The following is an 11,289-nucleotide window of genomic DNA, read 5'->3' as shown; positions in this document are numbered from 1 at the left end:
TGAATTACTTATTCAGAACTTTCGAGGATGTGTTTCATTGTTTAATTATCAAGGATCTTCGCTGTTCTCTCAATCAGCAACTCGTTTATTTTATCAAACTCATTTGCATTTGTCAAGAACTTTTTTCAACTTTTTTTCAAAGTCGAGCGGAGAAGGAGGGATTTGAACCCTCGCGCCGCTATTAACGACCTACTCCCTTTCCAGGGGAGCCCCTTCAGCCAGCTTGGGTACTTCTCCATAGTTTGCCTGATTCATAATCAGATATTCAATTAACTGAGTTTTGAGCGGAGAGGGTGGGATTCGAACCCACGCGCCCTTTCGGACAAACGGTTTTCAAGACCGCCTCGTTATGACCGCTTCGATACCTCTCCGTGTGTGAATTCAAATCTCGGTAACTCCCGAAATCATCTCAGTTTTTGGCTTGTCAGCTTTGCGTTTTTATCTCTCTCGCTCAGCGACATTCGTTATTATATCAGCAGTGTTTCAGAATGTCAACTACTTTTTTGAATTTTTTTTACATTTTTTTCAATTTCTTTTTCGTTTTCGCTGTTTTTCCCCATTTTGCAATTCACACATTTGTTTTTATCTATTTATGGTTTGCTTTCTGTATTTTGCTTTTTTTCTATTTTTCTGCCAGAAAGCTCTCTGCAATGAGCAGATCCTCCGGTGTTGTGATTTTTATATTTTCATAGCCGCCTTTTACCATCACTGATGCGATTCCCATCTCCTGCTCCACAACCATAGCATCGTCGGTGATTCCTTCTGTGGAATGCTGCATCAGTTTTTCGAATGCCGGAAACAGAAGCTCTGCTGCAAAGGCCTGCGGGGTCTGTGCCTGCCATACGAGATCCCTTCGCGGGCTTTCCCGGATTTTTCCGTTTTCATCGGTAAGCTTGATGGTATCCTTGACCGGCATGCCAAGGACACAGGCTTTTTCTTCTTTTACACATGCGCAGAGACGTTCCAGCATTTCCTGGTTTAAAAACGGGCGGGCGCCATCGTGAATCAGAACGTAATCGGTCTTCTGCTCCTGTTCGCTTTCCAGGCTTTTCAGCGTCTGCAATGCTTTCCAGACAGATTCATACCGTTCCCTTCCGCCTGCGCATACGGAAACAGTTTTCTTAATTCCATATTTTTCGATAATCTCTTTCTGACAGTATTCTATTTTATCCGCACCTGTCACAAGAATGATCTGGTCAATCTCCGGCGAATGTTCAAAAACCTCCAGCGCGTAAACCACGACTGGTTTTCCTCCGATTTCCAGAAACTGTTTTGCTACGCTTCCGCCCATCCGGGTTCCCTTTCCGGCTGCCAGGACAACCGCAGTGTATTTTTCTTTCTTCTCGCTCATCTTTTCCTCCGTTTTCTACAAATACAAAAACTCCGCAGCAGATCTCTCTTCTCCGTTCTGCTGCGGAAGTTTCTTTTTCTTATCGTTCTCCAAGCTTCAGGTTCGGTACGGCATTCAGGTCCCAGCCGTGGCGGGTTCCCTTCTGGTACTCGTAGTAAGCTGCCACACCGATCATGGCCGCATTGTCGGTACAGAAGATCGGGGACGGACGGTAAAAGCGGATGCTCTCTTTTTCACATGCTGCTTCCATCGCCGCGCGGAGTGCCCCGTTCGATGCAACGCCGCCGGCGATCGCCAGACGGTCCATATGGTAATCTTTGGCCGCACGGATGGCATTATCCACCAGAACGTCCACAACGGCCTGCTGGAAGGACGCAGCGATGTCTGCTTCGACAATTGGTTCGCCTGTCATCCGGCATTTGTTCAGATGGTTTAAAACGGCAGATTTTACGCCGCTGAAGCTGAAGTCATACGGCGCATCCTCCATGTGGGCACGCGGGAAGTCGATGGCGTGCGGGTTTCCTTCTTTTGCCAGCTTGTCGATCTTCGGTCCGCCCGGATAGCCGAGTCCGATGGCACGGGCTACCTTGTCGAAGGCTTCTCCGGCTGCGTCGTCTCTCGTTCTTCCGAGGATTTCGAAAGAACCGTAATCTTTTACAATGACAAGATGGGTATGGCCTCCGGAGATGATTTCACACAGGAACGGCGGCTCCAGATCCGGGTGTTCGATATAGTTCGCCGAGACGTGGCCTTCAATATGGTGAACGCCGACCAGCGGTTTCTTTTTTGCATAGGCGATCGCTTTTGCCTCTGCCACGCCGACGAGAAGTGCGCCGACAAGGCCAGGGCCGTACGTAACACCGATCGCATCGATATCATCCAGAGTGACATCGGCTTCTTTTAAGGCCGCTTCTACAACCTGGTTGATTTTTTCGATATGTTTTCTGGATGCAATTTCCGGCACAACGCCGCCATACAGGGTATGGATGGCGATCTGGGATGAAATAATGTTAGACAGCACACATCTTCCGTTTTTCACGACGGAGGCTGCGGTTTCATCGCAGGAGCTCTCAATTGCAAGAATCAGGGTATCTTTTTCACTCATTTTTCGTTTCCTCTTCAAATAACAGTTCTACTGATCTTCCGTCTTTTCCAAGCTCTGCGGCCGGGAAAATCTTCTGTACCTCATCCATGTACCGCTGCGGGCCGACGAGCGACGGGGAAAAGTGGGTCAGCCACATTTCGGCAGCCTCGGCATCTTTTGCCAGTTTTGCCGCCTCGTAGAAGGTCATATGCTTAAATTCTTTTGCTTTTGCCTGTTTTTCCGGCTCGCCGTACATTCCCTCGCAGATGAAAAGGTCGGAGCCTTTCGCATGTTCGGAGATCGACGGAATCGGGCGGGTATCGGTGCAATAGGTCACCTTCAGTCCCTTTCTGGCAGGGCCGAGGACCATGTCCGGCGTATACGTCTTTCCATCCAGGGTGACAGTCTCGCCTTTCTGCAGCGGATTCCAGCATTTAATCGGAATTTCCTGTGCTTTAGCGCGCTCCACATCGAATTTTCCCTTGCGGGAGATCTCCAGCGAATAGCCGTAGCAGGTGATATTGTGCTGCACGCGGAAGGCTGTGATTTTGTAGCCGTTCATCTCAATCACTTCCTCCGGCGCTGTCACCTCGTGAAATACAATCGGGAACGGCAGCTCCGGGCAGATGACACGCAGTGAATTGACGACGCGCTCCAGGCCTTTTGGGCCGATCATGGTCAGCGGTTCTCTCCTGTCAGTGTTTCCCATCGTCAGGAGAAGTCCTGGAAGGCCGCTGATGTGGTCTGCGTGGTAATGGGTGAAGCAGATGGCATCAATCGGCTTAAAGGTCCAGCCTTTTTCCTTGATGGCAACCTGGGTTCCCTCGCCGCAGTCGATCAGAAGGCTGCTTCCGTTGTATCGGGTCATCAGGGCGGTCAGGCGTCTGCCTGGCAGAGGCATCATACCGCCTGTTCCCAGTAAACATACATCTAACACGTTTTTCCTCCATATTCTATCCGGCTTTTTCGAAAGCCGGTCAGGTATTTTACGTTGAAAAAGCGTGTCCAAAACGTTTTGTTTCAGACACGCTCTCATCTTAACACAGTTTTTTCAAACACGCAATGACGCGGGTTTTATTTATTTGCTGTCATGACAGCTTCCTTCATCATGCGGACATACGTATAGATGTGCTGCTCCGCATGAGTGCCGTACTTCGCAATCATTTTGACGATAGCGCTTCCGACGATGACACCGTCCGCAATTTTTGCAATGTTGGCCGCCTGATCGGTCGTGTTGATGCCGAAGCCTACGGCTACCGGAATATCGGTTACTTTGCGGATTGCGACGATCATGGAATCGAGGTCTGTCTTGATCTCGCTTCTGACACCGGTAACGCCCAGAGACGATACGAGGTAGATAAAACCTTCGGCGTCTGCGGCAATTTTCTGGACGCGCTGTTCAGACGTCGGCGCAATCAGGGAAATGACATCTACCTGATGGCTGCGCGCAATATCGTTTAATTCGCCTTTTTCCTCATACGGCATATCCGGGATGATGATGCCATTGATGCCGACTTCCTCGCATTTTGTAAAGAACGGCTCGTATCCGTAATGGAACACCGGGTTTAAGTAGGTCATAAACACCAGCGGAATGTCTGTTTTTCTGCGCACGGAGGCTACCATATCGAAAATTTTATCGGTGGTGGTTCCGGCTTTTAAAGAACGGAGGTCTGCCTCCTGGATGACAACGCCCTCGGCGATCGGATCGGAAAACGGGATGCCGATCTCGATCAGGTCTGCGCCTGCTTTTTCGAGCTCCAGAATATAATTCTCTGTTTTTTCAATGTTCGGGTCTCCGGCTGTCAGAAACGGAATGAATGCTTTGCCGTTTGAAAATGCTTCTGTTACTTTACTCATGAAGGTCCCTCCCTCTGTATCTTGCAATGGCTGCTACGTCTTTGTCTCCGCGTCCGGACAGGCAGATGATGATGGAGTCTTCCGGATCAAATTCTTTTGCGATCTTCATCGCATGGGCTACTGCATGGGCACTCTCGATCGCACAGATGATACCCTCGGTTCTTGCGAGGTATTCAAAAGCTTCTACTGCCTCATCGTCCGTTACCGGAACGTATTCGGCGCGGCCGATGTCATGCAGATATGCATGCTCCGGTCCAATGCCCGGGTAGTCAAGGCCTGCGGAAATCGAGTAAACCGGTGCGATCTGACCGTATTTATCCTGGCAGAAGTAGGATTTCATACCGTGGAAGACGCCGAGTGTTCCGGTTGCAATGGTTGCTGCAGTCTCTGCGGTGTTGACGCCGCGTCCTGCTGCCTCGCATCCGATCAGGCGGACATTTTTGTCATTGATGAAGTTATAGAACATACCCATCGCATTGCTTCCGCCGCCGACGCATGCCATGACGGCTTTCGGGAGTTTTCCTTCTTTTTCGAGGATCTGCTCTCTTGCCTCTTTGCTGATGACAGCCTGGAAATCGCGGACGATGGTCGGGAACGGATGCGGGCCCATAACGGAACCGAGAACGTAGTGGGTGTCATCGACACGTGATACCCACTCGCGCATCGCCTCATTGACGGCATCTTTTAAGGTCATAGTTCCGGTAGTAACGGCATTTACTTTTGCACCGAGAAGCTCCATCCGGTATACATTGAGGGCCTGACGGTCGGTGTCTTCTTTTCCCATGAAGATCTCACACTCAAGTCCCATCAGCGCTGCTGCCGTTGCGGTTGCCACACCGTGCTGGCCGGCTCCGGTCTCTGCGATGACACGGGTTTTTCCCATTCTTTTTGCGAGGAGGCACTGTCCGAGCACGTTGTTGATTTTGTGGGCTCCGGTGTGGTTCAGATCCTCTCGTTTGAGGTAAATTTTTGCTCCGCCGAGATCCTTTGTCATTTTCTCTGCGTAGTAGAGAAGGGACGGGCGGCCCGCGTAATTTTTCAGCAGGTCATCGAGCTCCTGGCAGAACTCCGGATCGTTTTTATAATAATTGTACTGTTTTTCCAAATTGATAATTTCATTCATCAGAGTTTCCGGTATGTACTGGCCTCCGTGAATACCAAATCTTCCGTCAGACATGTCTTATCCTCCTTATGCATTCTGTGATTTTTTTCGGGTCCTTTACGCCGTCTGTCTCGACACCGCTGCTGATGTCGACGGCGAAGGGATGTGTCTGTAAAATCGCCTGTTCCACATTTTCGGCGTTCAGGCCTCCCGCAAGGAAATACGGGCGGTCCATGTTTCTGATCAGTGACCAGTCGAACAATTCGCCGGTACCGCCTTTTCCGTGGTCGAGAAGGATGTAATCGGCGCTGCTTTTTTTCGCCTTTTCGACGTCCTCCCTGGTTTTGATGGAAAATGCCTTGATCAGTTCCCCGCCGGTGCGGAACCGGAGCGAATGGATATATTCTTCACTCTCATTTCCGTGGAGCTGTGCCAGATCGATAACGCCCTCTTCGAGGTATCCTGCGACAATCGCCGGAAGCTCGTTCACAAAGACGCCGACCGCCTGGATTTCGGGATCCAAATAGCGCCGCAGCGTCACGGCATGTTCTTTTGTAATCTGTCTGCGGCTTTTTGCAAAGACAAAGCCGACATATTCGGGCTTCAGCTCATTCACCGCATCGATGTCTTCCAGCCGTGTGAGCCCGCAGATTTTGATTCTGGTCTGTTCTTCCATAACGTTTGACTCCCCGTGCGCTCTGTTTTGTTTCGCGCACTTACGTTACCACTTTAACACATTGAAGAGAGTTTTTCAAGCTCTGCTTTTTTGTTGCTGCTCCGCATCAGCGTTTCGCCGATCAGAACGGCATCGGTTTTATTCTGATACAGTCTTCCGACATCCTCCGGCGTTTTGATGCCGCTCTCGGATACGAAAACAATGTTTTCCGGAACAAGCTCCCGCAGCCGCTCACTGTTGTGGATATCGACCGTGAAATCTTTTAAGTTGCGGTTGTTGACGCCGATGATCCTTGCTCCGGCGCGCATGGCCTGTGCAACCTCCGCCTTATCGTGGGCTTCCACAAGAGCGGAAAGGCCGAGGGAATGCGCTGTTTCCAGATATTCTTTTAAGGTTTCCTCCGGCAGCAGCGCACAGATCAGAAGGACAGCGGTGGCTCCGAGCACCTTTGCCTCGTAGATCATATAGGGATCCACGGTAAAATCTTTCCGCAGAACCGGGATGGATACGGTTTCTGCAATTTTTTTTAAGTAACGCTTGTCGCCTTTGAAGTATTCCGGCTCGGTCAGGCAGGAAATGGCGGAGGCACCGGCCGCTTCATATTCCTTTGCGATCTCCAGATAGGGGAAATCTTCTGCGATGATGCCCTTCGACGGGGAGGCTTTTTTTACCTCGCAGATAAAGGACATGCCCGGCTTTTTCAGCGCCTGTTCAAACGGGAATCCGGTGTCCGGGTTCATCGCCGTTGCCTTTTCTTTCATTTCTGCAAGAGAACACTTCTCTTTTTCTGCAGCGACACGTTTTCTTGTGGCTTCTGCAATCGTTTCCAGTATCATATGTTTATTCCTTTTCTGCCAATTTGTTGGTGAGTGACACAAACTCTTCGAGTTTTTTCTGTGCTTTTCCGCTGTCGATCAGCTCCTCTGCCAGTTTTACAGCATCCTGCATCGGGATTTCTTTTGCTACATGAAGGGCTGCGGCGGCATTTAGGACAACAGCGTCTCTTGCCGGGCCTTTCTTTCCTGCAAGAATTTCTTTCGTAATTTCAGCATTCTCCTGCGGAGTTCCGCCGACCAGCTCTTCTTTGGTGCAGCGGGTCATGCCGAACTCTTCCGGTGTGATGACGTATTCCTCAAACGTTCCGTCCTTGATCTCGCAGATGCTTGTCGGTGCGCTTAAGGAAATTTCATCGAGGCAGTCCTGGCCGTAGACAACCATGCCGCGTTTGACACCAAGATTGGAGAGAACTTCTGCCATCGGGCGGACAAGTGCTTCCTCGTAGACACCCATCACCTGCATCGTGGCTGCTGCCGGGTTGGTCAGCGGTCCGAGGATGTTGAAAATGGTCCGGATGCCGAGCATCTTGCGGACCGGTGCCACGTATTTCATGGACATGTGGTATTTCTGTGCGAACAGGAAACAGATTCCAAGTTTTTCCAGAACTTCTTTGTTTTTCTCCGGCTCCAGGTCGATTTTGACGCCGAGCGCTTCGAGACAGTCGGCTGCGCCGGATTTGCTCGATGCGGCGCGGTTTCCGTGTTTTGCAACTGCGACGCCGCCTGCAGAGATCACAAGGGATGCTGTTGTGGAGATGTTGAAGGAATTGGATTTATCTCCGCCGGTTCCGACGATTTCCAGAACATCCTTGTCATGTTCCATGTGAATACCGTACTTTCTCATGCCGTTGGCACATGCGGTGATCTCTTCGATTGTCTCGCCTTTCATCGTCATGGCAGTTAAAAATGCGCTGATCTGGATCGGATCGGCTTTTCCTCCCATGATTTCATCCATGGCGCCCTCTGCCATCTCGTAGGTTAAGTTCTCTTTATTTACCAGTTTTACAATCGCTTCCCGAATCATATTCCGTTCCTCTCTTTCTTTGCTGTCCTGTGATCTATCTTGTAATTTTTAAGAAGTTTTCTACCATCTGTCTGCCCTGCGGGGTCAGAATGGATTCCGGATGGAACTGGACTCCGTAGATCTTTTTCTCACGGTCCTCGACTGCCATGACCTCGCCGTCTGCAGTTCTTGCCGTTACCTTTAAGGTTTCCGGCAGTGTCGCTTCATCAGCTGCGAGGGAATGGTATCTTGCAACCGGAACGGTTTCCGGCAGCCCCTGGAATAATTCCGAGGTAAGATCCAGCGTTGTCTCGGACTGTTTGCCGTGCATCAGCTGTTTCGCATAGGTGACGGTCGCGCCGTACGCGGCACAGATTGCCTGATGGCCGAGGCAGACACCGAGGATCGGGATCTCGCCGCCTAATTTTTCTACAATCTCCATGCATCGGCCTGCCTGCTCCGGACGGCCCGGTCCGGGAGATAAAATGATGGATGCCGGTGCCAGTGCGCAGATTTCGTCGATCGTCATCTCGTCGTTCCGGATGACCTTCATGTCCGGATTGATCGAACCGGCGAGCTGATACAGGTTATAGGAAAAACTGTCATAATTATCTACCAGCAGTATCATAAGTTGCTTCCTCCTTCTGCCTCCGCAAGTGCGACCATCACGGCCTTTGCTTTGTTGATGCATTCCTGATGCTCTTTTTCCGGTACGCTGTCGGCTACAATGCCGGCACCGGAGCGGACGAACACTTTTCCGTTTTTCTTAAACGCAAGCCGGATTGCGATGCAGGTGTCCATATTTCCGGTGAAATCCAGATAGCCGATCGCACCGCCGTAAATGCCGCGCTTGTTGTTTTCCAGCTCGTTGATGATCTGGCAGGCACGAAGCTTTGGGGCACCGGAGAGGGTTCCGGCCGGGAGAACGGAATCGATAGCATCGACTGCGGTCTTGTCTTTCCGAAGCTGTCCTTTTACAGTGGAACCGATGTGCATGACGTGGGAGTAACGTTCGATTGACATGTATTTTTCTACTTCCACGGTTCCGAAATCACAGATCTTTCCAAGATCGTTTCTTCCCAGATCGACCAACATATTGTGCTCGGCACGCTCTTTTTCATCGGCGAGGAGTTCTTTTTCCAGCCGCTGGTCTTCTTCATAGCTCTTTCCTCTCGGCCGCGTTCCGGCAAGCGGGAAGGTCCGGACCTCTCCGTCCTCGACTTTTACGAGAGTTTCCGGGGATGCACCGGCGATCTCAACATCATCACTCGAGAAGTAGAACATGTACGGCGACGGGTTCGTTGTGCGGAGGACGCGGTACGTATCGAGGAGGCTTCCCTCAAAATCAGCTTCGAGCCGGTTGGAGAGAACGAGCTGGAAGAGGTCTCCCTCGTGGATATAATGTTTGACCTGCTCAACTTTCTCACAGTACGCTTTCTCATCGAAGAGCGGGCGGAACTCGGATTTCAGGTGGCCTGCTTTCGTCTCGGCCGGTTTTCCGAAGCGGATCAGCTCTTCCATTTTTTCGAGTTCCTGTACGGCTTTTTCGTAATTTTCTTCGAGATTTTCGGTTTCGATATTAAGCATCAGTACGATTTTCTGACGATAATTATCATAGGCGATGACCTTATCGAACAGCATCAGGTCGACATCTTTGAAATGTTCCTGATCTTCTGCGTCCAGCTTTAAGGTCGGCTCGCTGTACTTGATGTAATCGTAAGAGAAGTATCCAACGAGGCCGCCGGTGAAGGTCGGCAGTGTCGCGATCTTCGGACTTTTATTTTTCTCAATCAGGGTTTTGATGACGGCTCCCGGATGGGCTGTCTTTGCGGTCAGCCGGATCTGTCCGGTCGGAAGCTGTTCTTCGTGGCTTTCCGGAATATCTTCTACTTTTTTCATCTCTGCCGCATCGGCGGTGATTGTCAGGTTTCCGTTGACACAGGTGAGTTCCAGCGACGGATCGTAGCCGAGGAAGGTGTATCTTCCCCACTGTTTTTTATCCTCCACGCTTTCGAGCATGTAGCAGTGGCTGCTGACGCCCTGCAGGACTTTCAGTGTTTCTACTGGTGTACGGATATCCGAATAAATTTCTCTGCTTACCGGGATTTTCCGAAAAGCTCCCGATGCGGCTGCTTTTGAAATTTCTTCTAACGTCATCTGTTTCATCTTGTTATCTCCTCTCCTTGTGTCTGCAAAGGCTGTCATCAACACTGGTCCTCAGAACTAATTTCTGATATACAAAAAACCGCCCCCGGCAAAGAATCACTTTGTTCTTTGCCAAGGGCGGGTATATTTTTATACTCGTGGTGCCACCTTGTTTTGCGATTGCTCACACGCTCTGCAGAATACGATCATATTCCTGGCAACTAACGTATGCCTGCACGTTACAGAATACTCAGACGGTTTCCCGCTTTTCCCTGTACCCTCCGTGGTCCATTTGCTGATCCGCTTTCTGTCCGGCTTCCACCTGCCCGGGCTCTCTGTGAGTGCGCTTCCAACGTTATCTCCACTTCATCGGTTTCGAAGTATTTACTTTTTTCTTATGCGCTGTATTATAGTCCCATTCTTTTTTGCTGTCAAGTAATTTTTTTGTTCTTTTTGTTCAAAGTCCGGTATTTTTATGATATTCCCGTGTCCACGCCGCAAGAGCTTCGTCCAGATCGCGCGGGAGCTCGACCTGCATTGCCTCGGTGATCTGGCGGTCCATCTCCCGTTTCGTCTCGGCGTCCACTTTCCGCTCGGTGCACATCTGCTCATAGGCGTCCTGTCCTTTGCTCATGTAGACCGCAAACAGCCAGCTCTTTAACGCTGCTTTCGTGTGCAGCTCCTCATTTGCTTTCTGAAAACACGTAAGTGCTTCATTCATCTGGAACAGACTTGCGTAGGCACAGCCCATGTTGTTGTAAATACTTCCGGTGAACTGGCTTCCCATGTTGGTTTCGTTTTCCTCGGTATCTTTCAGCGTTTCCTGGTAAACCTGGATCGCATTGATATATTTTTCGTGGTCGACAAGGTAGTCTCCCTTGATTTTTTTCCGCACAATCTCCGGCTGCTCCTCGAACCGTTTCAGGCGCTCATTCATCTCACGGAACTGATCGTGGGAAAGATAATTGATCTCCTTGAAGATCGGCAGGATAAACTCACCGATGTTCTTTTTCTCCTCCAGAAGGACGTAGAGACGCTGGTACAGTCTTCTTAAGTGGAGTTCTTCTTTCATCCACACCAGCAGCTGCTCGTTAATGATGGTCTCGTCCAGCAGATAGATGTTGTGGTACAGATAATAGCACAGTTCCTCGATGGAATAAATATTTGTGCTGATGTTGGAAATATAATACGGATTTTTCGCCCGTTTGACCTGACATAAAATATAACCGCTCATC

The 11,289-nt window shown here is 50.2% G+C and carries 11 protein-coding genes and 2 tRNA genes; all 13 read right to left on the bottom strand.

Annotation, left to right across the window (positions count from 1 at the left end):
• Nucleotides 1-147 precede the first annotated feature (147 nt).
• The 13 genes from DW915_RS09240 to DW915_RS09180 all read right to left on the bottom strand — a co-directional run bounded on the left by DW915_RS09240 (nucleotide 148) and on the right by DW915_RS09180 (nucleotide 11,288).
• A tRNA-Ser gene (locus DW915_RS09240) sits at nucleotides 148-237 on the bottom strand.
• A 48-nt stretch (nucleotides 238-285) separates the two neighbouring features.
• A tRNA-Ser gene (locus tag DW915_RS09235) sits at nucleotides 286-371 on the bottom strand.
• 251 nt (nucleotides 372-622) lie between these two features.
• Nucleotides 623-1,351: a 2-C-methyl-D-erythritol 4-phosphate cytidylyltransferase gene (gene ispD / locus DW915_RS09230; RefSeq protein WP_118742008.1), complete on the bottom strand. Its 729-nt coding sequence runs from the start codon at nucleotides 1,349-1,351 to the stop codon at nucleotides 623-625.
• A 79-nt stretch (nucleotides 1,352-1,430) separates the two neighbouring features.
• A complete protein-coding gene (tsaD, locus tag DW915_RS09225) occupies nucleotides 1,431-2,456 on the bottom strand; it encodes a tRNA (adenosine(37)-N6)-threonylcarbamoyltransferase complex transferase subunit TsaD (RefSeq protein ID WP_118742007.1) in 1,026 nt (341 codons plus the stop codon).
• Entirely contained in the window at nucleotides 2,449-3,372 is a 924-nt protein-coding gene (locus tag DW915_RS09220) for a ribonuclease Z (RefSeq protein ID WP_022462651.1), read from the bottom strand. Before DW915_RS09220 ends, tsaD begins: the two co-directional genes overlap by 8 nt.
• 137 nt (nucleotides 3,373-3,509) lie before the next feature.
• Nucleotides 3,510-4,292 carry a tryptophan synthase subunit alpha gene (trpA, locus tag DW915_RS09215; RefSeq protein ID WP_118742006.1) on the bottom strand — a complete coding sequence of 261 codons (783 nt, stop codon included), beginning with the start codon at nucleotides 4,290-4,292 and terminating at the stop codon, nucleotides 3,510-3,512.
• Nucleotides 4,285-5,469, bottom strand: coding sequence for a tryptophan synthase subunit beta (trpB, locus tag DW915_RS09210; RefSeq protein ID WP_022462653.1), 1,185 nt, complete (start codon nucleotides 5,467-5,469; stop codon nucleotides 4,285-4,287). Before trpB ends, trpA begins: the two co-directional genes overlap by 8 nt.
• Complete coding sequence (locus DW915_RS09205; protein WP_118742005.1) at nucleotides 5,462-6,070, bottom strand: phosphoribosylanthranilate isomerase; 609 nt, start codon at nucleotides 6,068-6,070, stop codon at nucleotides 5,462-5,464. The genes trpB and DW915_RS09205 overlap by 8 nt, the downstream gene beginning before the upstream one ends.
• A 53-nt stretch (nucleotides 6,071-6,123) precedes the next feature.
• Nucleotides 6,124-6,906: an indole-3-glycerol phosphate synthase TrpC gene (trpC, locus tag DW915_RS09200; RefSeq protein ID WP_118742004.1), complete on the bottom strand. Its 783-nt coding sequence runs from the start codon at nucleotides 6,904-6,906 to the stop codon at nucleotides 6,124-6,126.
• 4 nt (nucleotides 6,907-6,910) lie between these two features.
• Nucleotides 6,911-7,930 (bottom strand): anthranilate phosphoribosyltransferase, encoded by a 1,020-nt coding sequence (gene trpD, locus DW915_RS09195; RefSeq protein WP_118742003.1) that lies wholly within the window; start codon nucleotides 7,928-7,930, stop codon nucleotides 6,911-6,913.
• A 34-nt stretch (nucleotides 7,931-7,964) separates the two neighbouring features.
• On the bottom strand, nucleotides 7,965-8,537 hold the full coding sequence (locus DW915_RS09190; protein WP_118742002.1) for an anthranilate synthase component II: 573 nt from the start codon (nucleotides 8,535-8,537) through the stop codon (nucleotides 7,965-7,967).
• Nucleotides 8,534-10,075, bottom strand: coding sequence for an anthranilate synthase component I (trpE, locus tag DW915_RS09185; protein WP_118742001.1), 1,542 nt, complete (start codon nucleotides 10,073-10,075; stop codon nucleotides 8,534-8,536). The genes DW915_RS09190 and trpE overlap by 4 nt, the downstream gene beginning before the upstream one ends.
• Before the next feature lie 436 nt (nucleotides 10,076-10,511).
• Nucleotides 10,512-11,288: a hypothetical protein gene (locus DW915_RS09180; protein WP_055219913.1), complete on the bottom strand. Its 777-nt coding sequence runs from the start codon at nucleotides 11,286-11,288 to the stop codon at nucleotides 10,512-10,514.
• Between the last annotated feature and the right edge of the window lies 1 nt (nucleotide 11,289).

The organism is Blautia sp. AM42-2 (genome assembly GCF_003480245.1).
Lineage (GTDB): Bacteria > Bacillota > Clostridia > Lachnospirales > Lachnospiraceae > Fusicatenibacter > Fusicatenibacter saccharivorans.
Note: the sequence above shows the minus strand (reverse complement) of the source record. Positions and strands in the feature narration are given on the sequence as shown.

Coding starts and splice junctions, on each gene's coding strand:
- ispD (WP_118742008.1), bottom strand. CDS start 1,351: ATGAGCGAGAAGAAAGAAAAATACACTGCGGTTGTCCTGGCAGCCGGA.
- tsaD (WP_118742007.1), bottom strand. CDS start 2,456: ATGAGTGAAAAAGATACCCTGATTCTTGCAATTGAGAGCTCCTGCGAT.
- trpA (WP_118742006.1), bottom strand. CDS start 4,292: ATGAGTAAAGTAACAGAAGCATTTTCAAACGGCAAAGCATTCATTCCG.
- trpB (WP_022462653.1), bottom strand. CDS start 5,469: ATGTCTGACGGAAGATTTGGTATTCACGGAGGCCAGTACATACCGGAA.
- DW915_RS09205 (WP_118742005.1), bottom strand. CDS start 6,070: ATGGAAGAACAGACCAGAATCAAAATCTGCGGGCTCACACGGCTGGAA.
- trpC (WP_118742004.1), bottom strand. CDS start 6,906: ATGATACTGGAAACGATTGCAGAAGCCACAAGAAAACGTGTCGCTGCA.
- trpD (WP_118742003.1), bottom strand. CDS start 7,930: ATGATTCGGGAAGCGATTGTAAAACTGGTAAATAAAGAGAACTTAACC.
- DW915_RS09190 (WP_118742002.1), bottom strand. CDS start 8,537: ATGATACTGCTGGTAGATAATTATGACAGTTTTTCCTATAACCTGTAT.
- trpE (WP_118742001.1), bottom strand. CDS start 10,075: ATGAAACAGATGACGTTAGAAGAAATTTCAAAAGCAGCCGCATCGGGA.
- DW915_RS09180 (WP_055219913.1), bottom strand. CDS start 11,288: ATGAGCGGTTATATTTTATGTCAGGTCAAACGGGCGAAAAATCCGTAT.